Below are 26,080 nucleotides of genomic sequence, written 5' to 3'. Positions count from 1 at the left end.
AGCGCGCTTCCCGCCGGCCGGGGAGCGCGCAGTCGTCAAGAATTCAGGAATTTAACAGGGCAGCTTCCGACATGGTCTTATCCGAACAGCATCAAATGATCCGCGACGCATTGCGCGCATTTTCACAGGAACGCCTGCTGCCCAACGCCGCGCGCTGGGACAAGGAGCATCATTTCCCGCAGGAAGAACTGAAGGAACTGGCCGCGCTCGGCGCGTTCGGGGTCGCGGTGCCGGAGCATCTGGGCGGCGCCGGCCTCGATTACGTGTCGCTGGCGCTGGTGTTGGAGGAAATCGCGGCCGGCGACGGCGGCACCTCGACCGTGATTTCGGTCAACAACTGCCCGGTGTGCAGCATCGCGATGATGTACGCGAACGACGCGCAAAAAGAACAATTTCTCAAGCCGCTGGCCAGCGGCGCGATGCTGGGCGCATTCTGCCTGACCGAGCCGCATACCGGCAGCGACGCCGCCGCGCTGCGCACCACTGCCGAACGGGTCACCACGGCGGACGACGATTATTACGTGCTCAACGGCGTCAAGCAGTTCATCACCAGCGGCAAATACGCCGACGTCGCGATCGTGATGGCGGTCACCGACAAGGCTGCCGGCAAGAAGGGCATCAGCGCGTTCTGGGTGCCGACCGACACCCCCGGCTACATCGTGGCCCGGCTGGAAGAAAAACTCGGCCAGCATTCGTCGGATACAGCGCAGATCCTGTTCGAGAACTGCCGGGTGCCGGCCGCCAACCTGATCGGCGCAGAAGGCCAGGGCTACAAGATCGCGCTGTCCGGGCTCGAAGGCGGGCGGATCGGCATCGCCTCGCAAGCGGTCGGCATGGCGCGCGCCGCGTTCGAGGCCGCGCTGCTGTACGCGAAGCAGCGCGAGAGCTTCGGCCAGCCGATCTTCAACCACCAGGCGGTGCAGTTCAGGCTGGCCGACATGGCCACGCAGATCGAAGCGGCGCGTCAGCTGATCCAGCACGCGGCCAGCATGAAGGATGCCGGCCTGCCGTGCCTGAAGGAAGCGGCGATGGCCAAGCTGTTCGCCTCCGAGATGGCGGAAAAGGTCTGTTCCGACGCGATCCAGATCCACGGCGGCTACGGTTACGTGAGCGATTTCCCGGTCGAACGGATTTACCGCGACGTGCGGGTATGCCAGATCTATGAAGGTACCAGCGACATTCAGAAAATCCTGATCGGACGCGCGCTGGCGTAAGCGGCGCGCACATCAAAAGGAGGCCGGCATGGCCGACGCCATCGATTTTTATTTCGATTTTTCTTCGCCCTACGGCTACTTTGCCTCGACGCGGATCGACGCGCTGGCAGCCAAATACGGCCGCAGCGTGAATTGGCACCCGCTGGCGCTCGGCGTCATTTTCAAATCCACCGGCAGCGCGCCGCTGACCACGCTGCCGATGAAGGGCGACTATTCGATCCACGACATGGAACGCACTGCGCGCTTGCACCGGATTGACTATCGCTTCCCGCCGACGTTTCCGATCGCCACGCAGATCGCTGCGCGCGGCATGTTGTGGGTGCAGGCGACGCACGGCGAGGCGCAAGCGATTGCGTTCGCCCGGGCGATTTTTCGCGCGCTGTTCGTCGATGGCGTGCACATCGGCGAGCCCGATAATGTCGCCCGCATCGCTGCCGCGGTCGGGCTCGATGCGGCGGCGCTGATCGATGCCGCCGGCAGCGCTGCCGTCAAGGCGCAGTTCAAGGACAGCATCAATGCCGCAATGGCACGCGGCGTGTTCGGCTCGCCGTTCATCATCGTCGATGGCGAATCCTTCTGGGGCTTCGACCGCTTCGATCAGATCGAGGCATGGCTGAAAAACGGCACCATCTGAAGCGCGGCACAGCGCATTGTCAAAAAGATATACACGGCATTGTATATTTCAATGTCGCTGAATAATATGAGGAAAAAGCAGTATTTTTACATATACTCCAATAGAAACTCATTTCGCTGGAAGGAATCGCGATGAAAACAGGCTACCGGGCGCTGGTCGATGAAGCAATGGCCGAGATCAGAACGTATACGGTGCAGCAGGCGCAAGCCAAACTGACCGATCCGAACGTGCAGCTGGTCGACCTGCGCGATGTGCGGGAACTGGAGCGCGAGGGGATCATTCCGGGCGCTTTCCATGCGCCGCGCGGGATGATCGAATTCTGGGTCGATCCCGACTCGCCCTACTACAAGCCGGTGTTCGGCGAGGCCAAGGAATTCATCTTCTTCTGCGCGGGCGGCTTGCGCAGCGCACTGACCACCAAGACCGTGCAGGACATGGGGCTGGAATCGGTGGCGCACATCGACGGCGGTTTTGCCGCATGGAAAGCGGCCGGCGCGCCGACCGCAGAAAAGGAAAGCGGAAATCGCGCGCCTCAAGTGAAACAGCGGTGAAACAGCGCATCGCCAAGCCCGGCGCCTGTCCCTGCGGCGGCGGCACGTTCGCCGACTGCTGCGCGCCGTTCCTGAGCGGCGCGCGGGTGCCGCCCACGGCCGAGGCGCTGATGCGCTCGCGGTATACCGCCTATGCCTTGCGCGACGAAGCGTATCTGCTTGCCACCTGGCACCCTGGCACGCGGCCGGCCGCAGGTTTGTTCAATGACGATGACGGCTTGATTTGGCTCGGACTCGAGATAAAATCATCTTTACGTTTACGTAAACGTAAAGATGCTGCAAAATGTGATCCCGACGCAGACAGCGCGAACAACGATACGGTGGAATTCGTCGCGCGCTACAGGAGCGGTGGCCGCGCCCATCGCCTGCACGAGGTCAGCCGTTTCGTGCGGGAGCAGGGGCGCTGGTTTTATGTTGATGGCAGTTTTCCGGAGTGACTGAACAGCAATGACGAACGCAATGACAAATCTAAGCATCAGCCAGGACCAGGGCGCCCGCGATATTCCCCTGATAGAACAGACCATCGGCGATTTTTTCGACGCGATGGCGGCGCGCTTGCCGGAGCACGAGGCGCTGGTTTCCTGCCATCAACAGTTGCGGTATACCTACCGCCAACTGCAGACCGAGACCAGGCGGCTGGCCAGCGCGCTGCTGCAGCTGGGCCTGCAGCGCGGCGACCGCATCGGCATCTGGTCGCACAACAATGCGCAGTGGCTGCTGACCCAGCTCGCCACCGCCCAAATCGGCGCGGTGCTGGTCAACATCAATCCGGCCTACCGGCTGGCGGAACTGGAGTACGCGCTCAACAAGGTCGGCTGCAAGGCCCTGATCGCGATGCCGGAATTCAAGCACAGCAACTACATCGAGATGATCCAGGCGCTGGCGCCGGAACTGGCCGGCAGCACGCCCGGCGCGCTTGTCTGCGCCCGGCTGCCGGACCTGAAAACCGTGATCCACCTCGGCCAGCAGAGCGTGCCCGGCATGCTGCGCTTCGCCGACTTCATAGCCACCGGCGACGCGCAGGATGCGCGGCTGGCGCAGGTCGCCGCCACGCTCGATGCCCGCGATCCGATCAACATCCAGTTCACCAGCGGCACCACCGGCTTTCCCAAGGGCGCGACGCTAACGCACCGCAATATCCTGAATAACGGTTTCTTCGTCGGCGAGGCGATGCGCCTGACCGAACAGGACCGGCTGTGTATTCCGGTGCCGCTGTACCACTGCTTCGGCATGGTGCTGGGCAACCTGGCCTGCCTGACGCACGGCGCCACCATCGTCTATCCGAACGACGGCTTCGAGCCCTTGTCGGTGCTGCAGGCGGTGCAGCACGAGCGCTGCACCGGCCTGCACGGGGTGCCGACCATGTTCATCGCGCTGCTCGACCATCCGCGCTTTGCCGAGTTCGACCTGTCGACGCTGCGCACCGGCATCATGGCCGGCTCGCCGTGCCCGATCGAGGTGATGAAGCGGGTGGTGCGCGACATGCACATGGCCGAGGTGACGATCGCCTACGGCATGACCGAGACCAGCCCGGTCAGCTGCCAGAGCGATGCCGATACCCCGCTGGAACAGCGCGTGGCGACCGTCGGCCGGGTGCAGCCGCACCTGGAAGTCAAGATCGCCGATCCCGACTCAGGAAACACCGCAGGCGCCACCGTAGCCATCGGCGCCACCGGCGAACTGTGCACGCGCGGCTATTCGGTGATGCACGGCTACTGGGGCGACCCGGAAAAAACCGCAGAAGCGATCGACGCCGACGGCTGGATGCATACCGGCGACCTGGCCACCATGGATGCGCAGGGCTTTGTCAATATCGTCGGCCGCATCAAGGACATGGTGATCCGCGGCGGCGAAAACATTTACCCGCGCGAGATCGAGGAATTCCTGTATCGCCATCCGGCGGTCCAGGACGTGCAGGTGGTCGGCGTGCCGGACCCGAAATACGGCGAGGAACTGTGCGCCTGGATCGTGCTGCGCCCCGGCGCCAGCCTGGACGCGGCGGCGTTGCGGACTTTCTGCGAAGGCCAGATCGCCCATTACAAGATACCGCGCTACATGCGCTTCGTCGATGCGTTCCCGATGACCGTCACCGGCAAGGTGCAGAAATTCAAGATGCGCGAAGTGATGAAGGAAGAGCTCAAACTGGACGAATCCAAAACGGCTTGATTCGGCGTAGGACGGGCGCAAGCTGCCCTGCCTGCTGAATAGTTACGACACGACACACAACCAAGGATGCGGCAATGCCCGAACTGACTAGCAAACTGAATACCCGCTCGGACGATTTCAAGGCCAATGCGGCGGCGATGCAGCTGATCGTCGATGATCTGAAAGCCAAGGTCGCCAAGATTGCCGAAGGCGGCGGCGAGGCGGCCTGCAAGAAGCACGTGGCGCGCGGCAAATTGCTGCCGCGCGAGCGGGTCCAGATGCTGCTCGACCCGGGCACGCCGTTCCTCGAGTTCTCGCAACTGGCCGCCTATGACATGTATCACAACGGCGCGCCGTGTGCCGGCGTAATCACCGGCATCGGCCGCGTCGCCGGGGTTGAATGCGTGATCGTCTGCAACGATGCCACCGTCAAGGGCGGATCGTACTATCCGCTGACGGTCAAGAAGCATCTGCGCGCGCAGGAAATCGCCGACCAGAACAATTTGCCCTGCATCTATCTGGTCGATTCCGGCGGCGCCAATCTGCCGACCCAGGACGACGTATTTCCCGACCGCGAACATTTCGGCCGCATCTTCTACAACCAGGCCAACCTGTCGGCCAAGGGCATACCGCAGATCGCGGTGGTGATGGGTTCCTGCACCGCCGGCGGCGCGTATGTGCCGGCGATGAGCGATGAGTCGATCATCGTCAATAACCAGGGCACGATTTTTCTCGGCGGCCCGCCGCTGGTGAAGGCCGCCACCGGCGAAGTTGTGAGCGCCGAAGACCTGGGCGGCGGCGACGTCCACACGCGCTTGTCGGGAGTGGTCGATCATCTGGCGCAGAACGACCTGCATGCGCTGTCGCTGGCGCGCACCATCGTCTCCAACCTGAACCGCCAGAAGAAGCATGCAACGACGCTGCGCGAACCGGTGGCGCCGAAGTTCGACGCCCGGGAACTGTACGGCGTGATCCCGACCGACACCCGCAAACCGTTTGACGTGCGCGAAGTGATCGCCCGCATCGTCGACGGCAGCGATTTCGACGAATTCAAGGCGCGCTACGGCACCACGCTGGTGTGCGGTTTCGCGCACATCCACGGCATGCCGGTCGGCATCATCGCCAACAACGGCATCCTGTTTTCCGAGTCGGCGCTGAAAGGCGCGCATTTCATCGAACTGTGCTGCCAGCGCAAGATCCCGCTGGTGTTCCTGCAAAACATCACCGGCTTCATGGTCGGGCGCAAATACGAGAACGAAGGGATCGCCCGCAACGGCGCCAAGATGGTGACCGCGGTGGCGACCGCCGCGGTGCCGAAATTTACCGTGATCATCGGCGGCAGCTTCGGCGCCGGCAATTACGGCATGTGCGGCCGCGCATACTCGCCGCGTTTCCTGTGGATGTGGCCGAATGCGCGCATCTCGGTGATGGGCGGCGACCAGGCTGCCAGCGTCCTGTCCACCGTCAAGCGCGACGGCATCGAGCAGAAGGGCGGCACCTGGAGCGCGGAAGAGGAAGCCGTCTTCAAGCAGCCGATCAAGGAGCAATACGAGCATCAGGGCCACCCGTATTACGCCAGCGCCCGGCTCTGGGACGACGGCGTGATCGACCCCGCCGACACCCGCATGGTGCTGGGCCTCGGCCTGTCGGCGGCGCTGAATGCGCCGATTCCCGATACCAAATTCGGCCTGTTCAGGATGTAACCATGAGCTATCAAACCATAGAGCTGCAGCGCGACGGCCACGCCGCGTCGGTGATCCTGAACCGCCCCGAGGTGCGCAACGCCTTCAACGAGGCCACGATCGCCGAGATCACGCGCGCCTTCCTGGAACTCGGCGCTGACGCCAGCGTTCGCGCCATCGTGCTGGCGGCGCGCGGCCCGGCCTTTTGCGCCGGCGCCGACCTGAACTGGATGCGCAAGATGGCCGGCTACACGTTTGAGGAAAACCGCGCCGATGCGGCCCAGCTGGCCGCCATGCTGCGCGCGATTTACCATTGCCCGCAGCCGGTGGTGGCCAAGGTACAGGGCGACTGCTACGCGGGCGGCATGGGGCTGGTGGCCGCCTGCGACATCGCGGTGACCGTCACCGAAGCCAATTTCTGCCTGTCGGAAGTCCGGCTCGGGCTGATCCCGGCCACCATCTCGCCGTACGTGATCAAGGCCATCGGCGAAAACGCGGCGCGCCGCTACTTCCTGACCGCCGAACGGTTTGTGGCCGAAGAAGCGCTGCGCATCGGCTTCGTGCAGGAAGTGGTGGCCCTGCACGCGCTGGATGCGACCGTCGACGGCATCGTCCAGGCGCTGGCATCGAACAGCCCGAACGCGGTACGGCAGGCGAAGCGGCTGGTGCGCGAAGTCGGCGGCCGGCCGATCAGCGACGCGCTGATCGCCGACACGGTGGAAGGCATCGCCCAGATCCGCGCGTCGGACCAAGGGCGCGAGGGAGTGAGTTCTTTCCTGGAAAAACGCAAGCCGAACTGGCTCCTGTGATTGCCTGAAAAGAATGGGGTATATGTTTAAATAGGCATTTACCACATGCATTTACTGCGGAACATAAAATACACATGACAGTATATTTCAGGCGCGAAAATCGTGCCGGACAGCAATTTTTGGGGCGATTTTGACAGCGAACACACCATCCGACTGGGTCCAGCGCAGCCTGAAAAGCGTCTGGCATCCGTGCACGCAGATGCAGCACCATGCCGGAGCAGACCCGGTGCCGCTGATAGCGGTCAGCCACGGCCGCGGCGCGTGGCTGTTTGATGCCGACGGCAAACGCTATCTGGACGCAATCAGCTCGTGGTGGGTCAACCTGTTCGGCCATGCGAATCCGCGCATCAACGCGGCGCTGAAGGACCAGCTCGACAAGCTGGAGCACGCGATGCTGGCCGGCTTCACGCACGAACCGGTGATCGCGCTGTCGGAGCGGCTGTCGAAGCTGACCGGCGGCGTGCTCGGCCACTGCTTTTACGCGTCGGACGGCGCCTCGGCGGTCGAAATCGCGCTGAAGATGAGTTTCCATGCGTGGCGCAACAGCGGCCTGGCCGACAAGCAGGAATTCGTCTGCCTGAAGGGCAGTTACCACGGCGAAACCATCGGCGCGCTGGCGGTGACCGATGTCGCGCTGTTCCGCGACGCCTACGGCCCGCTGCTGCGGCAGTCACACGTGGTGGCGTCGCCCGATGCGCGGCAGGCGCAGGATGGCGAATCGGCGCTTGACGTCGCGCGCCGCGCCGCCGCCGAGCTGGAAACGCTGCTGCAGCAGCGCTCCGGCCAGATCGCCGCCGTCATCGTCGAGCCGCTGGTGCAATGCGCAACCGGCATGGCGATGCACGATCCGGCCTACCTGCAACAAGTGCGCACGCTGTGCGACCGCTACCAGGTCCACATGATCGCCGACGAAATCGCGGTCGGCTGCGGCCGCAGCGGCACTTTCTTCGCCTGCGAACAGGCTGCCGTCTGGCCCGACTTTGTGTGCCTGTCGAAAGGCATCAGCGGCGGTTACCTGCCGCTGTCGCTGGTGATGACGCGCGACAGTATCTATCAGGCGTTTTACAGCACCGATATCGCGCGCGGCTTCCTGCATTCGCATTCGTACACCGGCAATCCGCTGGCCTGCCGCGCGGCGCTGGCGACGCTGGACATCTTCGAGCAGGACGACGTGCTGAACCGGAACCGCTTGCGCGCCGAGCGCCTGACAACCGCGCTGGCGCCGCTGGCTGCGCATGACAAGGTGCGCAACTTCCGCCAGCGCGGCATGATCTGGGCCTTCGATGCGGCGATCGACGACGCGGCGGCGACGACCTCGGCCACATTCTCGCGCCGCTTCTTCAGCGCGGCGCTGGAGCGGGAATTGCTGCTGCGTCCGATCGGCAACACCGTGTACCTGATGCCGCCCTACATCCTGAGCGACGACGAGATCGACCTGCTGGCGTTGCGCACTCACGCCGTGTTCGAACAGGTGCTGCAAGCATGACAATGCAATTCGCCTGTTTCGTCACCGGCACCGATACCGAGGTCGGCAAGACGCTGATCTCCAGCGCGATCCTGCATGCGCTGGGCCGGCGCGGCGTGCGCGCCGCCGGCATGAAGCCGGTCGCGGCCGGCGCCGGCCTGATTGATGGCGTCTGGCACAACGACGATGCCGATGCGCTGGCGGCGGCCGCCAGTGTCGTATTGGCACCGCAGCTGGCGACGCCGTACCTGCTGCGCACCCCGGCGGCGCCGCATATCGCCGCCGCGCTGGACGGGGTCGCCATCGACCCGGCCCACATCCTGGCCTGCTTTGGGCAGATCGCGCAACTGGCGGAGGCGGTGGTGGTCGAGGGCGTGGGCGGCTTCCGGGTGCCGCTGACCGACGATGTCGACACCGCCGACCTGGCGCGGCAACTGGCGCTGCCGGTGGTCCTGGTGGTCGGCCTGCGGCTCGGCTGCATCAGCGCCGCCCTGCTGACGGCGGAAGCGATTGCCGCGCGCGGCCTGACGCTGGCCGGCTGGGTCGCCAACGGCATCGATCCGGCGCTGGCCTATGCAGAGGATAATGTCGCGGTCCTGTCGGACCGCCTGTGCTCGCAATTCGGCGCGCCGCTGCTGGGCTGCGTGCCGCGTTTGGCGGTACCATCTGCGGCTGCGGCGGCGACTTATCTGGATTTGTCGTGCCTGCCCGGCTGGCCGGCTTCCGATTTGGATTCCGGCTCCAACATCCCATCTTGAAGTAAAGGATTGTCCATCATGACGCAAGCTGTTTCGTTTCATTCCGCCACCAGAATCGCGATTCCGGACGCCTCCGCGACCTGGCCGGTCGATGAAGTGCTGGCGCTGTTCGAATTGCCGTTCAACGACCTGATGTACCGGGCGCAGCAGGTGCACCGCGCGCATTTCCCCGACGGCGATGTCGAGCTGGCGACGCTGTTGTCGATCAAGACCGGCGGCTGCGAGGAAGATTGCGGCTATTGCCCGCAGGCGGCGCGCTACGACACCGGCGTCGAAGCCAAGAAACTGCTGGAAATCGATGAAGTACTGACCGCAGCGCGCGAAGCCAAGGCCAGCGGCGCGACCCGCTTCTGCATGGGCGCCGCCTGGCGCTCGCCGAAGGAGCGCGACATGGACAAGGTCGAGGCGATGGTGCGCGGCGTCAAGGAAATCGGCCTGGAAACCTGCGCCACGCTGGGCATGCTGGAAGAAGGCCAGGCCGACCGCCTGAAGGACGCCGGACTCGATTACTACAACCACAACCTCGATACCGCGCCGGAGTTCTACGACAACGTGATCTCGACCCGCGAATACCAGGACCGTCTGGATACGCTGGGCCGGGTACGCAATGCAGGCCTGAAAGTCTGCTGCGGCGGCATCGTCGGCATGGGCGAATCGCGCCAGCAGCGCGCCGGCCTGATCGCGCAACTGGCGAACCTGAATCCGTATCCGGAATCGGTGCCGGTCAACCATCTGGTGCAGGTTGAAGGCACGCCCTTGCACGGCCTCGACCCGCTCGACCCGCTCGAATTCGTGCGCACCATCGCGGTCGCCCGCATCACGATGCCGCAGGCGCGGGTGCGGCTGTCGGCCGGACGGCGCCAGATGGGCGAAGCAGTGCAGGCGATGTGCTTCCTGGCCGGCGCCAACTCGATTTTTTACGGCGACAAGCTGCTCACCACCGGCAATCCGGAAGCGGAAGACGACCGTGCACTGCTGGCCAAACTCGGTTTGAAAACCCATGCCTCGACCCTGACCGAAGCGCAGAAAGAGCGTTGCGGCGGGTAAAAAATCCTATTCAGTCGCGCGTGATCCTCTCCCCTTCGGATCGGGGAGCATTCACGACGCTGCTGGGTAATCACCATTAATCGGCCTCCACCAGAAAGAATCCACATGTTCACAAAAATCCTGATCGCCAACCGTGGCGAAATCGCCTGCCGCGTTGCCGCCACCGCCCGCAAGATGGGCATCAAGACCGTGGCCGTGTATTCGGAGGCCGATGCCGACGCCAAGCATGTCGCGGTATGCGACGAAGCGGTGCTGATCGGACCGGCGGCGGCCAAGGAAAGCTATCTGTGCGCCGACAAGATCATCGCGGTCGCGCTGGCCACCGGCGCGCAGGCGATCCATCCGGGTTACGGCTTCCTGTCGGAAAACAGCGATTTCGCCGACGCCTGCGTGGCGGCCGGGCTGGTCTTCATCGGGCCGCCGGCGTCCAGCATCCGCGCGATGGGTTCCAAGTCGGCCGCCAAGGCGCTGATGGAAAAAGCCGATGTGCCGCTGGTGCCGGGCTACCACGGCGAGAATCAGGATGCCGATTTCCTGCAGCTTGAGGCCGACAAGATGGGCTATCCGGTGCTGCTCAAAGCCAGCGCCGGCGGCGGCGGCAAGGGCATGCGCGTGATCGAGAAATCAAGCGCTTTCAAGGCCGCGCTGGCGTCCTGCAAGCGCGAAGCGATCAGCTCCTTCGGCGACGACCGCGTGCTGGCCGAGAAATACCTGCAGCGCCCGCGCCATATCGAGATCCAGGTGTTCGCCGATACCCACGGCAACTGCGTCTACCTGTTCGAGCGCGACTGCTCGGTGCAGCGGCGCCACCAGAAAGTGCTGGAAGAAGCGCCGGCGCCCGGCATGACGGCCGAGCGCCGCGCCGCAATGGGCGAGGCCGCGGTGGCTGCCGCCAGGGCGGTCGGCTACGTCGGCGCCGGCACCGTCGAATTCATCGCCAACCAAGACGGCTCGTTCTACTTCATGGAGATGAATACCCGGCTGCAGGTCGAGCATCCGGTGACCGAGATGATCACCGGCACCGATCTGGTCGAATGGCAATTGCGGGTTGCCGCCGGCGAGCCGCTGCCGCTGCAGCAGCACCAGCTGAAAATCCACGGTCATGCGATCGAGGCGCGGATTTACGCGGAAAACCCGGAAAAAGGCTTCCTGCCGTCGATCGGCACGCTCAGGCATCTGCGCACGCCGTCGGCGGTCACGTTCGAGCTGGGAGGTGAAGCCGCGGCCGGCGTGCCGGCGGCGGTGCGCATCGACAGCGGCGTGCGCGGCGGCGACACCATCTCGCCGTTCTACGACCCGATGATCGCCAAGCTGATCGTCTGGGGCGAAGACCGCGCCGAGGCGCTGGCGCGCATGGCGCAAGCGCTGTCCGAATACCAGATCGTCGGCCTGGCGACCAATATCGCGTTCCTGAAGCGCCTGATCGAAAGCCAGCCGTTCGCCGGCGCCGATCTCGACACAGGCCTGATCGAGCGCAACGCCGCCGCGCTGTTCCCGCCGCCGCAACCGGTGACCCTGCCGGCGCTGGCGCTGGTCGCGGTGGCTCTGGTGAGCTCGGAAAAATCGGCCGCCAGCGACCCGTTCGCCGATACCAGCGGCTGGCGCATGAACGGCGTGCTGCAGCGCACCTTGCAGTTTGCCGATGCCGCGCTGGAAAACGCGCCGGCCCAGCCGCTCACCGTCGCCTACCGGCCTGACGGCTGGGACATCCGGCTCGGCGCGGAATCGGTGGCAGCGATCCTGTGCGCGCACGATGCGCATGATCTGACGCTCAAGCTGGACGGACGCGTGGTGCGCGGTTCGGTGGTGCGCGACGCCGACATGTTCCACGTCTTCAGCGGCGGCAGCCATGTCGCGCTCAATTACAACGATCCGCTCGCGCATGCCGGCGCCGCCGAAGTCGATGGCGGCCGCCTGACCGCGCCGATGCCGGGCAAAGTGGTGGCGGTGCTGGTCGAAAAGGGCCAGCAGGTGAAAAAAGGCGAGCCGCTGGTGATCATGGAAGCGATGAAGATGGAACACACCATCGCCGCGCCGGGCGATGGCATGGTTGAAGACGTGCTGTACGCGGTCGGCGATCAGGTCGCCGATGGGGCGCCGCTGCTGGCATTCAAGCAGGCATAAAATAATCAATGCAGGGGCGCCTGCGTTACTGAAAAGACATTAGAATATTACTTTGAGGCAATAATTATTTCCTTGGCAATCCGCACTCAATTTCATTCTAATTTTTCTCATGCAAATTTTATTTTACAGCCCCGACAATAAGCCGGAACCCTGGCTGGCCGGGCTGGCGCAAGCCTTACCCGAAGCCAGCCTGCAGGTCTGGCAGGACGGCATGACCGCAACCGACGTGCAGCCGGCCGATTACATCGTGGCCTGGAAACCGCCGGCCGCAATGCTGGCCGGCCATCCAGGACTGAAGGCGATCTTCAACCTCGGCGCCGGCGTCGATGCGATTTTGCAGCTGGGCGACGCGCTGCCGCCAAACGTGCCGCTGGTGCGGCTCGACGACGCCGGCATGGCAGTCCAGATGGCCGAATACGCGACCTATGCGATCCTGCGCCATTTCCGCCGCTTTGACGACTTCGAACTGCAGGCGCAGCAGCAGCAATGGGGCTTTCTGAAACCGAATGACAAGGCCGATTTCAGCGTCGGCATTCTCGGCCTGGGCGTGCTCGGCAGCCGGATTGCCGCAGCGGTGCAGCATTTCGGCTTTCCGCTGCGCGGCTGGAGCCGCAGCCGCAAGGACTTGCCGGGGGTCGCATGTTTTGCCGGCGACGGCGAGCTCGACGAATTCTTAAGCGGCACCCGGATTCTGGTCTGCGTGCTGCCGCTGACCGCCGAAACCACGCACATCCTCAACCGCAGCACGCTGGAAAAACTGCCCAAGGGCGCTTACCTGATCAACATTGCACGCGGCGCCCATGTGGCTGAATCGGACCTGCTGGCGCTGATCAAGTCCGGGCATCTGGCCGGCGCGACGCTTGACGTGTTCCGCAACGAGCCGCTGCCACGGCAACATCCGTTCTGGCAGGAGCCGCGCATCAGCGTCACGCCGCACATCTCTGCGCTGACCCTGCGCGAAAACAGCATTAACCAGATCGCCGGCAAGATCCGGGCGCTGCAGCGCGGCGAACCGATCGCCGGCATCGTCGATCAAAGCAAAGGCTACTAAAGCCATACACCAGAAGGGTATTGCCATGAATCCATCCAGCAGTTTGCCGAAACAGGCCAAGATCGTCGAAGTCGGCCCGCGCGACGGCCTGCAGAACGAGCAGGAAACCATCCCGGCCGCGGTCAAGATCGAACTGGTCAACCGCCTCACGCAAGCCGGCTTCAAGAACATCGAAGCGGCGTCTTTCGTCTCGCCCAAATGGGTGCCGCAGATGGCGACATCAAGCGAAGTGATGGCCGGCATCGCGCGCCAGCGGGGCGTGGTGTATTCGGTGCTGACGCCGAACATGCAGGGCTTCGCGGCGGCGCTGGCGGCGAAAGCGGACGAAGTGGTGATCTTCGGCTCGGCCTCGGAAGCCTTTTCGCAAAAGAACATCAATTGCTCGATCGCCGAATCGATAGCACGTTTCCGCGACGTCGCGCAAGCCGCCAAGCAGCACGGCCTGCGTCTGCGCGGCAGCATCAGCTGCGCGTTCGGCTGCCCGTATCAGGGCGCAGTGCCGGCCGATGCGGTGGCCGACGTGGTGCGCCGGATGCGCGACCTCAGCTGCGACGAGATCGACATCGCCGACACCATCGGCGTGGCCACCCCGCTGCACGTGCACGCGATCATGCAGCGCGCCGCGCAGGAATTCCCGTTGGCGCAGCTGTCGGGCCACTTCCACGATACCTACGGCCAGGGCATCGCGAATATTTACGCCAGCCTCGAAGTCGGGGTCTCGATTTTCCATTCCTCGGTGGCCGGGCTGGGCGGCTGCCCGTACGCCAAAGGCGCGACCGGCAACGTCGCCACCGAAGACGTGCTGTTCCTGCTGCAGGGTTTGGGCATCGCCACCGGGATCGACCTCGATGCGGTGGTCGACGCCGGCCAGTTCATCTCGCAGCATCTGGGCCGCAAGGCGGCCAGCCGCGCCGGCAATGCGCTGGCGGCCAAGCGGGCCGGCTGAGTCAGCCCTACGGCATGAAAAATACACTGCAGTGTATTTTTCATGCCCGCATATAAATTCTGTGGAAAGTGCAGTGTTTTTATGCATACCCATGCATCCATTGAAATACCGCAGCTGCCGGAAGGGGCCGTTCGAGATAACGCAGGGTTCTAATCGGCGCCGCCGCTGCACCTGCGTAGAATGGGCTGCTTGAATCTCAACAGGAATGCAGCCATGAAAAAATCCGGCCTGGAAAAGCAGAAAGCCATGAAACTGACCGGCAAGATGAAACAAGCCGGCGCCAGCGCCCCGTTCGGCCAGGACGCCGCCGCACCGCTGGACCGGCGCGACCAGCGCAAGCTGGATCAGGCGCTCGGCCTGGTGCCGTTTGCGGTCAAGCTGCACAGCGATCTGGTGGCGCAACTGCAGGCTCTGGCGCAGGCGCGCTCAACCGGAATGAACCAGGTGGTGGCCGAACTGCTGACAAAAGCACTGGCCGACCAAACCCTATCCGGCTAGGCCGACTAAGTGAGCGGAACGCTCAGGCATCCCGCTCGCCTTGCCCGATCATCCGCAACGCCGCTTTACGCGCTTCCGTCTCGGCTGCGGCCGCATCGTCGAAAACCATGTCGATGGAAACCCGCTGCTCGGGGAATACGCAGTTTCTGTGCATCGGACTGGAAGACGGGCCGTAAATCGTCACCATCGCGCCCCAGTGTTCGCTGTCGGGCAGTTTGACGCTGGAATACGCGATTTCATATTCCCGCACGGTCTCGGATGGCATGGCGGTTCCCCGGCAATGGAATGGTGGCGGGCAGGCGTTATGGCTACTCTTCCATTCCGATCAACCCTTCGATGTCTGCTATCGCCATGCGCAGCATGAGTTCAGGTTTCGCTTCGTGGGGAGTGACGCTGGCGACGATGGCATCCGCCACGGATTTTTTCATATGACCGTCGCGCTGGATAAAATACTCACCCTGGCCGTACACGATGGTATAGGTCAGACGCTGTCCGTTGCGGCGCGTATATTCATGAACTAGCATGTCGTTCTCCAGGTTAGCTCTCGTCACATTAAAGATGCAGCCAGTTGGATGAGTATAAATATACTCGCATTGGCGCCCGACAGATGCGGATTGCGCAGATGAATATAATGAGACTGCAGTGCGGTGGAAAAACCTGGCCCGCACCAGCCGCGCGCATCGGCATGGCAGCGGCGCATATTGCGTTCAGCCCAGACTATTTAATCCAACCGCAGGGAGCCGCTCAATCATGTATTCACGTTATCTGTCGCATTTCCTGTCGATGTTCGGCATCGCGCATCCGATCATCCAGGCGCCGATGGCCGGCGGCGCCACCACGCCTGAACTGGTGGCGGCGGTCAGCAATGCCGGCGCCTTGGGTTCGTTCGCAGCGGCCACGCTGTCGCCGGCGGCAATGATCGAGGGCGTGCAAAAGGTGCGCGCGCTGACCGGGCGGCCGTTCAATGTCAATCTGTTCGTGCTGGCAGAGCCCGTGGTCGACCAGGCCGGACTGGCGGCGGCGCAGGCGCGCCTGCATCCGTACCGCGCCGCCCTCGGCCTGGCGGATGCAGTGCGCCCGGCCAAATTCTGCGAAAACAACCAGGCCCAGATCGCCGCCCTGCTGGAACTGGCGCCGCCGGTGGTCAGCTTCACGTTCGGCCTGCTCGACGCCGACACGGTGGCGCAATTCCGGCAAAAGGGCTCGCTGGTGATCGGCACCGCCACCACGGTGGCCGAAGCCCGCGCCTGGGAGGCGGTCGGCGCCGATGCGATCTGCATCCAGGGCATCGAGGCCGGCGGCCACCGCGGCACCTTCTTGGGCGACTTCGAGCAATCCGGCATCGGCCTGATGGCGCTGATCCCGCAGGTCGCACGCGCAGTAAACGTGCCGCTGATCGCGGCCGGCGGCATCATGGATGGCAAGGGCATCGCCGCCGCGCTGATCCTGGGCGCGCGGGCGGCGCAACTCGGCACCGCATTCCTGTGCTGCCCGGAAGCCGGCATCCATCCGGGCTGGAAGCAGCGCATCGCGCACACCAGCGACGACGGCACCCGCCTGACAAGGGTGTTTTCGGGCAAATACGCGCGCGGCATCGTCACCGACTTCATGCAGCAGCTGCGCCCGTTCGAGCAGGACGTGCCGCCGTACCCGATCCAGAACGCGCTGACCGCCGACATCCGCCAGGCGGCGGCCAAACAGGGACAGCTGGAGCTGATGTCGCTCTGGGCCGGACAGGGCGCGGGCCTGGCGCGCACGCTGTCGGCGGCGCAACTGGTGCAAACCCTGGCCGACGAACTGGCGATCGCGCTGCCCGGGCGCTGATGCCGGATGCGGCTTGCGCGATCGATATCGGTCAGCGCAGCGTTTGCCTGCCTGGCGCGCCGGATTGCAGGATGGCGCTTCCGAGGCAGCTCGTGCCGCCTCATAGCCAGTACTCCAGCCTGCGGGCGGCCCATTCCTTGAACCGGTTGCCCAGCGGGCGCTGCTCCCACATTTCCCGGGTGATTTCCACCGAATGGCGCAGGTCTTCGGCAAACGCATCTTCCATCGCAGCGCCGAATTCGTCGCCCAGCACCACCGCGTTGATTTCATAGTTGTGCAGGAAGCTGCGGGTGTCGATATTGGTCGACCCGACCGTCGCCCACACGCCGTCGATCACGGCGGTCTTGGCGTGCAGGACCGTGATTTGCAGCTGATGGATCCTGATGCCGCTGGCCAGCATTTCGCTGTAAAAGGATTGCGCCGCATGGAACACCAGGCCGCTGTCGGTCACTCCGGGCAAAATGATTTTGACGTCGACGCCGCGCCGCATCGTTCAGGGCTTGCAGCATCTGTGCATCCGGCACGAAGTAGGCGCTGGTAATGTGGATGCTGTTCTTGGCCTGCTGGATCGCCAGCACATACGCCTTGTAAATATCGTAATCGCCACCGGGTGCGCTGGCCAGAACCCGCACCAGCTTGTTGCCGGCTTCCTTTAATGGCGGAAAGAAATTGCTGTCAGGCAGATCGGGCGATTGTTGACTGGCCCAGTTGTCCAGGAATACCCACTGCAGTGCGGCGACCGCCGGCCCTTCGATCCTGATATGGGTATCGCGCCAGCCGACCTTGGCATTGCGCCTGGCTTTCGAGCGGAACAGCGAGCTGTTGGCATAAGTGCTGCTGATATTCACGCCGCCAGTGAAGGCGACCATGCCGTCGACCACCAGGATTTTCCGGTGATCGCGATTGTTTGGCTGCCACGGCCCGAGCAGCCGCAGCGGGTTGACCGGATTGAACGCCAGCAGACGGATGCCGGCAGCGCGCATTTTGTCGAAGAAGGCTTGCGGCGTGCCTATCGTGCCGACGCTATCGTAGATCACATTGACTTGCACCCCGGCGCGCTGGCGCTCGATCAGTGCATCCGCAAAACGGATGCCGAGCGCATCCTGGTCGAAGATATAGGTTTCCAGATTGATGTGATCCCTGGCCGTGCTGATCGCCGCTATCATCGCGGCCATGGTCTGCGGGCCGTCGTACAGCAACGTGACCTTGTTGCCGGCGATCAGGGGACTGCCGGTAGCGGCCTCTTCCAGCGCCGCCAGTGCGGCAATATCCACATGCGAATTGCGCCAGCGACTGGCCAGCAGGGATTTCGATTTCGTTGCGCTGAGGGTGCCCTGCGCATTGGTCACCGTCGGGTTTGCCGGCGCTGTCAGCGAACTGCGCAGATACCGCACTTCGGGCAGCGTCGCGCAGGCGGCGGTCAGCAGGCAGAATCCGACCATGCCGACAAAACGGAGCATCGCGTCGATACCAGAATTGCAGCCCATAGGCCTCCGCATTCACGCCGTCGCCGGCGTCTTGATTCAACCGATTGCGCACGCGTGCGCCAGCGCTGATTGGCACTTTATCACTAACCCGATGCCCGGCGCGCTGTTTCGGCGACCAGCAGGTAGCGCACGATGTGCATATCCGGCTGCAGGCGGGCCCGACGCGCGGCAGAACTGTGCATAATACAATCTTCTTCATCCGACCCGGCCGGCAATCCGGTCTTACTTTCACCTCAGTCGCCATGCAGAATTTCGATCCTGAAACCCACATCGGTCCGGTGCCGTCGCCCTGCATCAACGTCTGCCAGATGGACCAAGCCTCCGGCCTGTGCCAGGGCTGCCGCCGCACCATTGCCGAGATCGTCGCCTGGAGCCAGGCCGGCGAAAGCGAGAAGCGCGCGATCTGGCGGAAAATCCAGCGCCGTACAATCCCGTATCCATGCTATCCACGAGACCACAATCCATGACCGTCCAGTTTTGCCAGCACGAACACGCGCCAGCCGGCCCCGCCATCCAATGACGCAGCCGGCGCATATCCGGCAAATGCCGGCGCGGCTGCCTGCCACCATGCAAGTGCTGGAGCGCGGCTGGCTGTCGTCCAACAATATCCTGTTCGGCGGCAGCAGCCCGGCCGCCCTGATCGACAGCGGCTACCAGACGCATGCGGCGCAAACCCTGGCGCTGGTGCAAGCCGGCCTGCAGGGGCGGCCGCTGGAGCGGCTGATCAACACGCATTTGCATTCCGACCATTGCGGCGGCAACGCCGTGCTGCAACAGGCATATCGCTGCCGCACCACGATCCCGGCTTCGGAAGCGCAGAAAGTCGCTGATTGGGACGAGGATGCGCTGAGTTTCGCCGCCACCGGCCAGCAATGCCAGCGCTTCTCGTTCGACGACACGCTATCGCACGGCGACACGCTGACGCTGGGCGACATGGAATGGCAAGTGCTGGGCGCGCCCGGCCACGACCCGCATGCGCTGATCCTGTTCTGCGCCGACGAGCGGATTCTGATTTCGGCCGACGCGCTGTGGCAAAACGGCTTCGGCGTGGTGTTCCCTGAACTGGCCGGCGAATCCGGCTTTGCCGAAGTACGCGCCACGCTGGAACTGATCGCCGCGCTCGACGCCCGGCTGGTGATTCCCGGTCACGGCGCCCCGTTTGCCGGCGTGCGGCAGGCGCTCGACAGCGCGTTTTCGCGGCTCGATTACCTGGCCGCCGATCCGCTGCGCAATGCGCAAAACGCGGTCAAGGTGCTGCTCAAATTCCTGCTGCTGGAGCGGCAGCGCATCGCGCTGGCCGAGCTGCCGCACCTGCTGGCGCAGATGCCGATCGTGCTGGAGGCCAACCGGCGCTTCCTGCGGCAACCGCTGCCGGCCCTGACGCAATGGGCGGTCGCGCAGCTGACCAAGGCCGGCGCGGCGGCGGTTGAAGGCGACCTGCTGGTCAATCGGAATTAAGCGGAAATTCTCATATACTGATGCGGCTGATATCGATTTTCGCAATGAAATAAAGCGAGTTGTCAATATACTCCGCCTTATTCGATGTCATGACGGGGCTCCGGCAGCACCGCCCATTGCGGCTCCTCGAATTCCCCGATGACCGTGATTTCGCAATGGGTCGCATGCTTTTCCAGAATCGCGCGCACGGTTTCGTTGCTGCGGTCGTCCTTCGCATCCCGCTGCGCCTTCGAGTCCCAGTGGGCGATCGCCAGCAACGTATCGGGGGCGCCGATTTTCCGGTGCAGATAGGTGCCGCGCGCGCCGGGCGCGCGCTGGATGATCTCGCTGGCGCATACCCACGCCGCCGCATACTGTTCCACCGTATAACCAGGTTTCATGCGCACTTCGAAGATGAATTTCATGTTCCTGACCTGCCTTTCCGGTTGCGGATGCACTGATCAATGCCGGTGATGCGCGGCCCTGTTCGCCCCGCAATAGCGGATGCATAATCATGCAATGAATAATAACGCTGGAGACAAACCCTATGGAATTCCTGATACCAGAGTCGCTCGAGTCGGCTCGCCTTTGCCTGAGAGTGGTCAAGGATGACGACTGGTCCGCTTTGTACGAGTATTACTCCGATGCGGAATGCATCAAATACACTACACAGCATCCATTGTCGGAGGACGAAAGCCGGCGCACCGTGGGCAGCTTCAGCCGGCATTGGCAGCGGCATGGCTATGGGCCTTACGTCATCGAAGAAAAAGAAACCGGGTCCGTGCTGGGGATCGCAGGCCTTTGGTATCCGAAGGAGTGGCCGGAGCCGGAGATCAAATGGGCCCTGGCCCGAAGACACTGGGGAAACGGATATGCCGGGGAAGCTGCCCGCGCCGTCCAGGCGATGGCGGCACGCCATATGCCGGAACTGCACTTGATCAGCCTGATTCACTGCGAGAATCAAGCTTCGATCAGGTTGGCCATCGCGGTGGGTGCTGCGATGGAACGGGAAATGGAATTTCGCGGCGGAATTTATCACGTGTACCGGCATCCGCACGCGCCTGAAAGCGTCATTGAGGGCGGGGCTTGAGATTTTCCCGGATCGCAATGAACGCCCGCGATCAGCGGAAAAACCGTAGCTGGCGGCCCGGGCAACATCAAAAAAACAGCGGGTATATGCATAAACTATGGCATTTACCTATATTTTTATTGCGCATATATAAAATACACTACGCCGTATATTTAATGCGAAAAGCCCTGCCAGCGCATCGCCCCGGCCGCTGCGCAGCACGCTTTGGCGCAAGCTGCGATAATTACGACTTGCTGTAACTCCTCTCTTCCGTGCGTTTGCAGCCAATCGCACGGAAAGAATCGATCCACTTCACGCGATTGCACACGATGCGCTCTGGCATGTTTTTTGCCGCTACTGCCTACATTTTGTGGGGCATGTTTCCGTTGTATTTCAAGTTGCTGCAAGGCGTTGCCGCGCCGCAGATTCTGATGCACCGGATTATCTGGTCGCTCGCCTTCGTGCTGGCGGCGCTGGCTTGGCGGCGCCAGTGGCAGTGGCTGCGGAAGGTGCTGCGCCAGCCGCGGGTGCTGCTGGGTTTCGGCGTCAGCGCGCTGCTGCTGTCGAGCAACTGGCTGCTGTATATCTGGGCGGTCAATGGCGGCCGGGTGGTCGATGCCAGCCTCGGGTATTTCATCACCCCGCTGGTGAACGTGCTGCTGGGCTATCTGCTGCTGAAGGAAAAGCTGCGGCCGCTGCAGTGGGCCTCCATCGCGCTGGCTGCGGCGGGCGTCGGCTGGCTGACCTGGCAGGGCGGCCAGTTGCCGTGGATCGGCCTGCTGCTGGCCGCCACTTTCGGCACCTACGGCCTGCTGCGCAAGACCGCCGCGCTGGGGCCGCTGGAAGGCTTGACGCTGGAAACCCTGCTGCTGGTGCCGCTGGCGCTGGGCTATCTGGCGCTGCTGAATGCGCAGGATCAGAACACCTTCCACGGCGCGTCCAGCGCGACCCGCTGGCTGCTGGCGGCGTCCGGCCCGATCACCGCCATCCCCTTGCTGCTGTTTGCCGCCGGCGCGCGCCGGATTCCGCTCTCGACCCTCGGCTTCCTGCAGTACATTGCGCCGACGCTGCAACTGCTGCTGGGCGTCTGGCTGTACCGCGAGCCCTTCGGCGGCGCACGCCTGGCCGGCTTCGTCACCATCTGGGCCGCGCTGGCCGTGTATTCGGCCGAAGGCTTGTGGCAGGCGCATCGCAGCCGGCAGCAGCGCAAGATCGGGCAGCCTGCCCTATAGCGAAACCCGCGCCAAAACTAGCGCCCAAAACACCGAATATCGCCCGCGAAAGGCAACGATGGCTTCGAACCATTCCGCTGCCGCTAATCCGGCGCTGACCCTGCTCCGTGTAAGTAATTGATTTCTATATGCATGCCGCGACAAAAATAAGCTGGCTGCGCTCTTGGCGCGGTTAGAACAAATTCACCGTGCATTAAGCAAGCTTTCGATCTCTTCAGCCGGAAGCGGACGACTGAAGTAATATCCCTGCATCTGATCGCAGCCATGTGCACGCAGAAATGCTAATTGCTCGCTGGTCTCGACCCCTTCGGCAATCACTTGTAAATCCATGCTATGGGCCAGCAGGATCACCGCCTTGGCGATCGCCGCATCGACCTTGCTGCTGGTGACATCCACAATAAAGGAGCGGTCAATTTTGAGCGTGTGAATTGGGAACCGCTTCAAGTAACTTAGACTCGAATAGCCGGTACCGAAATCGTCGACCGACAGACTGACACCCATCTCGCTTAGCCGATACAGGGTTTCAATGGCCGCCTCGGCGTTTTCCATAATTATGCTTTCGGTAATCTCCAGCTCCAGCAAGGCCGCACTGCAACCGGTCTCATGCAGGACTTGCGACACCATTTTGACGATATCCTGTTGCCCGAACTGTCGGGCCGACAGGTTCACTGCAATCCGGATAGGCAACCCGGCGCGCTGCCACATGCGGCTCTGGAGACATGCGGTACGCAACACCCATTCTCCAATCGGCACGATTAGACCAGTTTCTTCTGCCACGGGGATGAAATCATTTGGCGGGACCATCGATCCGTCATGCAACTGCCAGCGAATCAACGCTTCGACGCCGACGACCCTGCCGGTGGCGATATCGACTTGCGGCTGGTAGTGGAGGACAAACTCATTCTGCTTAATCGCATGGCGCAAGCGCGCACCCAGTTTCAAGCGCTCACATATGCGCGCATTCAATTCGTCTGCATAGAACTGAAAATTATTGCCTCCGTGCCTCTTCGCCTGATACATGGCCATGTCGGCGTTTTGCAGCAAGCTGGAGCCAACTTGCCCATCCTTCGGATAGAGGCTAATCCCGATGCTGCCGTGCGGATAGAGTTCCTGCCCCATGATGACAATCGGCTCGGCCAGCGCCAGAAGTGCTTGCTGAGCCAGGCGCGCAACATCTTCCTCGTGCCCGACATCGGCCAGAATCACCACAAATTCATCGCCCCCCAGGCGCGCCACGGTATCGCCATCTCGGGTATTGCGACTTAGCCGTCGGCCGCATTCAATGATCATTTGATCTCCGGCATCATGGCCCAGACTATCGTTGATATCCTTGAAGTGATCCAGATCGATTAACATTACCGCGACATGCCTTCCCGCTCGATGGGCATACACAATCGCCTGCGACAACCGATCCTGCAGCAACATGCGGTTAGGCAGGTTAGTTAGTGCATCGTGGCACGCCGAATGCCGCAACTCTTCTTCCATCCTCTTGCGCGGTGATATGTCTTCCACCGCAACAATGAAATAGCCTAATCTTCCCTGTGTGTCGGATGCTAGTGATACCGAAACTGCGACCCAGACATAATTTCCATCCTTGCACCGATACCGCTTGTGGCTGGAGTAATCTTTGATTTCTCCACGCACCGTACGCGCAATCGACTCCCGCGTCGCATCCAGATCATCCGGATGCAGTATCTCGAATACCGTCAGCTGTAACAGTTCTTCCTCGCCATATCCGGTGATTTCCAACAGTTTACGGTTGGCGCGCGTCCAGCGACCGTCGATCGTGGCATGCGCCAAGCCGACCGCCGCCAGATTAAATGTGGCACTGAAGCGCTCTTCACTGTCGCGTAAGGCGGCCTGCGCCTGCAGTCGCTCGGTCAGGTCCTTGGCAAGCACGACCAGTGTATGTCGGCCCGCCGGTTGCAATGCCTGCAGATTGACTTCGACCGACAGATGGGAACCATCCTTGTGCCTTAGCAGAGTCTTTGTAAACGCACGCTTATCGACGCTGCAGATGATCTCATCGTAGTATTCCGCCAACCTCTTCTTGCTGACCCCGATCCGGGTTTCATGAGGGCTCAGCTTCAGCATTTCGTCGCGGCTGTAGCCGAGCATGTCGCATGCGGTTTCATTGACATCCACGATGCGCATATCGGCACGGTCAATCACGTATACGGCGTCGGTGGAGCGCTCCATGCCAAGTCGGAATTGCTTCCATTCTTCTTCCGCGCGCATGCGCTGCGTGATGTCTTGCGCAACCAGCAACCACAGGCTTTCGCCTTCCAGTACAGTCTCTGAAATGGTAAATTCAATATGGCGCAACCCTGTCGCTATGGGCAAGGCCAGAATCAGCTTTTGCGCGACGAATGTCGGTGTAATGTTTTTCAACAGTTGTGGATACTGCACCAGGTTATGCCAGTGCTGACCCAGCACGGTGCTTGCATCGGACTCTATCCCGCATATTTGGCACATGACGTCGTTAATCGAACGCACACGCTGCTCGGCATCGAGTACCATCACTCCCGACGGCATCGTAGCGATGATCTGCTCGGCGAAATTCTTGTGCTGCAAGATGGTCTGGCGATCGATCTCGAAATAGGATTCGAGCGCCAAACCCATATCCAGGAACACGATCTTCAGCAATGCGTCAAATGTCGAGAGAAACTCTTCCGGGTGCCGCTCCAGCAATTCCCATATTACCGGCGCCATGGCGGACAGGTACTTCCGATAGGCACCGATATACCACTTCGCTTCGAGTCCGATATGCCGATGCACGACCCCGACCCGCACGCGATCATGAATATAGTCCTGATCGTACTTGCCTTCGGTAAGCTGGTTGAAATAGCGATCATGTGCGTGCCTCAAGTGGCTGACCGCCTCGGCGGTTGGCAGGAGCTTCCTGAGCGCCGGAAACGTGAGCAGATGGCTGTAAAAATTATCCGCATATCCATGATGCCGCTGTGAGATTAGCGGATGGATGTGGCGCAACAGGTCGGCATCGTCTTGGTTAAATTCCAGGAATGACTTACGCTGTGCGACTTCATCCTGTGTCAATCCGATTTTTTCGGTAATGACTTGAACTGTTTCATCTAGATTTCGCATGCCGAATCTCTGTCTATAATAGCCACGAAACGGGCTATCCAATAATCCACCGTGAAGCTATTGCGACGGCGCTGGCTCACAATCACGTCCGTCATGCCACAAGCAAGGCGATTAGGGAGTGCCCTACGCCCGCATCCTGGTTGGTGGCGAGTGATCGGAGCGACTCGAACTGTTCCCATTCGTCGCTACGCTCGCCAGTGCAGCTGTGGCGTGGCGCGAGCCGTGACCGTGTGTAGCGTTGCTGCCGGCGCCGGCGCCGTCGCTTGTCGCTTCCGGCTTTTTACCGTCAGCAACCAACCGGATGAATTCTTCTTGCCCTGCGCGATACTTGTCGCGCGCAGACTGAATCGCATTAAATATCTCTTTGCTTTTCGGTGTCGACAGCAATCTGTCAAGTTGTCCGAGATTTTCGTCAATATTCTTCCTCGCTGACGCAATCGCGTTCAACTCCTCTTTGATGCCTGCTTCATATTATTGATTCGGCAGAGTCAACATTGCAGTATTGAAATATAATCCCACATTCTATTTTTAATGGCAATATAATTCATATTATGGGCGGTGAAAAGGGCTATAGATATCTTTTCTAGATGATTAATATGCATTATTTTGCTATTTTGTATTTGAGATACAGATGCATTTCAGATAGGAATGCATATCTGTTTGGATAGCGTTAGCGCCAATTCGATGTACATGCCGTTTAATGGTTCTGCCTCAAAAAATCAAAAATAAAGCACGCGTGCGGCGTGTGACGTTGCGCAGGTACGATTTTTCCGGTTTCATGCGCTGACTGCCTGGCATTGAGCAGAAGACGCACAATTCTGTCGGTAAGAAATAAGAAGGCCTCACCGTCGGCGCCAGGAACAAGCTCGTGCATTAAACTTTAGTGAGAGGGGTGGTAACGTGTTCAAATGCATTTTTGCGTGTTGCACCGCCCATTAACACTACGCTGATTGCCAACACATTGCCTGCTTAAGGCCAGCCTTAAAAACCTACCCATTGTTT

At 61.9% G+C, this 26,080-nt stretch carries 25 protein-coding genes and 1 pseudogene; 19 read left to right on the top strand and 7 right to left on the bottom strand.

All coding sequences use genetic code 11. The features are described from left to right. Window positions 1-71 precede the first annotated feature (71 nt). From HMCN_RS0107000 to HMCN_RS0106935, 14 genes are all read left to right on the top strand, one after another. Window positions 72-1,214, top strand: coding sequence for an acyl-CoA dehydrogenase family protein (locus HMCN_RS0107000; protein ID WP_025916712.1), 1,143 nt, complete (start codon window positions 72-74; stop codon window positions 1,212-1,214). 28 nt (window positions 1,215-1,242) lie between these two features. Then, window positions 1,243-1,848 (top strand): 2-hydroxychromene-2-carboxylate isomerase, encoded by a 606-nt coding sequence (locus tag HMCN_RS0106995; RefSeq protein ID WP_025916711.1) that lies wholly within the window; start codon window positions 1,243-1,245, stop codon window positions 1,846-1,848. 125 nt (window positions 1,849-1,973) lie between these two features. After that, the gene (locus HMCN_RS0106990) at window positions 1,974-2,399 is read left to right on the top strand and encodes a rhodanese-like domain-containing protein (protein WP_025916710.1); all 426 of its coding nucleotides are present in this window, start codon (window positions 1,974-1,976) and stop codon (window positions 2,397-2,399) included. After that, window positions 2,396-2,836, top strand: a complete 441-nt coding sequence (locus tag HMCN_RS0106985; RefSeq protein WP_025916709.1) for a YchJ family protein — start codon at window positions 2,396-2,398, stop codon at window positions 2,834-2,836. Before HMCN_RS0106990 ends, HMCN_RS0106985 begins: the two co-directional genes overlap by 4 nt. A 22-nt stretch (window positions 2,837-2,858) precedes the next feature. Beyond that, entirely contained in the window at window positions 2,859-4,565 is a 1,707-nt protein-coding gene (locus HMCN_RS0106980; RefSeq protein ID WP_369792141.1) for an AMP-binding protein, read from the top strand. A 74-nt stretch (window positions 4,566-4,639) separates the two neighbouring features. Next, window positions 4,640-6,247, top strand: coding sequence for a carboxyl transferase domain-containing protein (locus tag HMCN_RS0106975; protein ID WP_025916707.1), 1,608 nt, complete (start codon window positions 4,640-4,642; stop codon window positions 6,245-6,247). Window positions 6,248-6,249: 2 nt separating this feature from the next. Further along, window positions 6,250-7,035, top strand: a complete 786-nt coding sequence (locus HMCN_RS0106970; RefSeq protein WP_025916706.1) for an enoyl-CoA hydratase/isomerase family protein — start codon at window positions 6,250-6,252, stop codon at window positions 7,033-7,035. Between the two features lie 130 nt (window positions 7,036-7,165). Next, entirely contained in the window at window positions 7,166-8,521 is a 1,356-nt protein-coding gene (bioA, locus tag HMCN_RS0106965) for an adenosylmethionine--8-amino-7-oxononanoate transaminase (RefSeq protein ID WP_025916705.1), read from the top strand. Then, window positions 8,518-9,258 (top strand): dethiobiotin synthase, encoded by a 741-nt coding sequence (gene bioD, locus HMCN_RS0106960; protein WP_025916704.1) that lies wholly within the window; start codon window positions 8,518-8,520, stop codon window positions 9,256-9,258. The genes bioA and bioD overlap by 4 nt, the downstream gene beginning before the upstream one ends. Before the next feature lie 18 nt (window positions 9,259-9,276). Then, window positions 9,277-10,305, top strand: a complete 1,029-nt coding sequence (gene bioB, locus HMCN_RS0106955; protein WP_025916703.1) for a biotin synthase BioB — start codon at window positions 9,277-9,279, stop codon at window positions 10,303-10,305. 105 nt (window positions 10,306-10,410) lie between these two features. Continuing rightward, entirely contained in the window at window positions 10,411-12,429 is a 2,019-nt protein-coding gene (locus HMCN_RS0106950; RefSeq protein ID WP_025916702.1) for an acetyl/propionyl/methylcrotonyl-CoA carboxylase subunit alpha, read from the top strand. A 109-nt stretch (window positions 12,430-12,538) separates the two neighbouring features. Beyond that, window positions 12,539-13,480: a glyoxylate/hydroxypyruvate reductase A gene (locus HMCN_RS0106945; RefSeq protein ID WP_025916701.1), complete on the top strand. Its 942-nt coding sequence runs from the start codon at window positions 12,539-12,541 to the stop codon at window positions 13,478-13,480. A 25-nt stretch (window positions 13,481-13,505) separates the two neighbouring features. Beyond that, window positions 13,506-14,426, top strand: a complete 921-nt coding sequence (locus HMCN_RS0106940; RefSeq protein WP_025916700.1) for a hydroxymethylglutaryl-CoA lyase — start codon at window positions 13,506-13,508, stop codon at window positions 14,424-14,426. 213 nt (window positions 14,427-14,639) lie between these two features. Then, window positions 14,640-14,924 carry a hypothetical protein gene (locus HMCN_RS0106935; protein ID WP_025916699.1) on the top strand — a complete coding sequence of 95 codons (285 nt, stop codon included), beginning with the start codon at window positions 14,640-14,642 and terminating at the stop codon, window positions 14,922-14,924. 22 nt (window positions 14,925-14,946) lie between these two features. Here the strand turns inward: HMCN_RS0106935 and HMCN_RS0106930 are convergent, their stop codons facing one another. Together HMCN_RS0106930 and HMCN_RS0106925 are read right to left on the bottom strand one after the other, a co-directional pair. Next, on the bottom strand, window positions 14,947-15,189 hold the full coding sequence (locus HMCN_RS0106930) for a hypothetical protein (protein WP_025916698.1): 243 nt from the start codon (window positions 15,187-15,189) through the stop codon (window positions 14,947-14,949). A gap of 43 nt (window positions 15,190-15,232) precedes the next feature. Then, window positions 15,233-15,448 carry a hypothetical protein gene (locus HMCN_RS0106925; RefSeq protein ID WP_155837447.1) on the bottom strand — a complete coding sequence of 72 codons (216 nt, stop codon included), beginning with the start codon at window positions 15,446-15,448 and terminating at the stop codon, window positions 15,233-15,235. A gap of 226 nt (window positions 15,449-15,674) precedes the next feature. Here HMCN_RS0106925 and HMCN_RS0106915 point away from each other — a divergent pair, with 226 nt between their 5' ends. Further along, window positions 15,675-16,748 carry a nitronate monooxygenase family protein gene (locus HMCN_RS0106915; RefSeq protein WP_025916696.1) on the top strand — a complete coding sequence of 358 codons (1,074 nt, stop codon included), beginning with the start codon at window positions 15,675-15,677 and terminating at the stop codon, window positions 16,746-16,748. 100 nt (window positions 16,749-16,848) lie between these two features. On the opposite strand, the gene HMCN_RS20100 is transcribed toward HMCN_RS0106915, so the two are convergent. Both HMCN_RS20100 and HMCN_RS20095 read right to left on the bottom strand, forming a co-directional pair. Beyond that, on the bottom strand, window positions 16,849-17,238 hold the full coding sequence (locus tag HMCN_RS20100) for a phospholipase D-like domain-containing protein (protein WP_369792140.1): 390 nt from the start codon (window positions 17,236-17,238) through the stop codon (window positions 16,849-16,851). Window positions 17,239-17,611: 373 nt separating this feature from the next. Then, window positions 17,612-17,914, bottom strand: a pseudogene (locus HMCN_RS20095) (phospholipase D-like domain-containing protein); the annotation flags it as partial. A gap of 563 nt (window positions 17,915-18,477) precedes the next feature. Here HMCN_RS20095 and HMCN_RS0106900 point away from each other — a divergent pair. Together HMCN_RS0106900 and HMCN_RS0106895 are read left to right on the top strand one after the other, a co-directional pair. Continuing rightward, a complete protein-coding gene (locus tag HMCN_RS0106900; RefSeq protein ID WP_025916695.1) occupies window positions 18,478-18,702 on the top strand; it encodes a DUF1289 domain-containing protein in 225 nt (74 codons plus the stop codon). 49 nt (window positions 18,703-18,751) lie between these two features. After that, a complete protein-coding gene (locus HMCN_RS0106895; protein ID WP_238552011.1) occupies window positions 18,752-19,693 on the top strand; it encodes an MBL fold metallo-hydrolase in 942 nt (313 codons plus the stop codon). Window positions 19,694-19,770: 77 nt separating this feature from the next. Here HMCN_RS0106895 and HMCN_RS0106890 read toward each other — a convergent pair whose 3' ends face one another. Continuing rightward, window positions 19,771-20,097 carry an antibiotic biosynthesis monooxygenase gene (locus tag HMCN_RS0106890; RefSeq protein WP_025916693.1) on the bottom strand — a complete coding sequence of 109 codons (327 nt, stop codon included), beginning with the start codon at window positions 20,095-20,097 and terminating at the stop codon, window positions 19,771-19,773. A gap of 122 nt (window positions 20,098-20,219) precedes the next feature. On the opposite strand from HMCN_RS0106890, the gene HMCN_RS0106885 reads away from it, so the two are divergent. Continuing rightward, window positions 20,220-20,762, top strand: coding sequence for a GNAT family N-acetyltransferase (locus HMCN_RS0106885; protein ID WP_025916692.1), 543 nt, complete (start codon window positions 20,220-20,222; stop codon window positions 20,760-20,762). A 308-nt stretch (window positions 20,763-21,070) separates the two neighbouring features. Beyond that, window positions 21,071-21,973 (top strand): EamA family transporter RarD, encoded by a 903-nt coding sequence (rarD, locus tag HMCN_RS0106880; protein WP_025916691.1) that lies wholly within the window; start codon window positions 21,071-21,073, stop codon window positions 21,971-21,973. Window positions 21,974-22,156: 183 nt separating this feature from the next. Here rarD and HMCN_RS18260 read toward each other — a convergent pair whose 3' ends face one another. Together HMCN_RS18260 and HMCN_RS20090 are read right to left on the bottom strand one after the other, a co-directional pair. Continuing rightward, window positions 22,157-25,078 (bottom strand): EAL domain-containing protein, encoded by a 2,922-nt coding sequence (locus HMCN_RS18260; RefSeq protein ID WP_081801440.1) that lies wholly within the window; start codon window positions 25,076-25,078, stop codon window positions 22,157-22,159. Window positions 25,079-25,201: 123 nt separating this feature from the next. Then, the gene (locus tag HMCN_RS20090) at window positions 25,202-25,525 is read right to left on the bottom strand and encodes an MCP four helix bundle domain-containing protein (RefSeq protein WP_035626184.1); all 324 of its coding nucleotides are present in this window, start codon (window positions 25,523-25,525) and stop codon (window positions 25,202-25,204) included. Window positions 25,526-26,080: the final 555 nt, after the last annotated feature.

The organism is Herminiimonas sp. CN (assembly GCF_000622895.1).
GTDB lineage: Bacteria > Pseudomonadota > Gammaproteobacteria > Burkholderiales > Burkholderiaceae_D > AVCC01.
The sequence above is the reverse complement of the archived record's forward strand: the minus strand, read 5'-3'. Positions and strand labels throughout refer to the sequence as shown.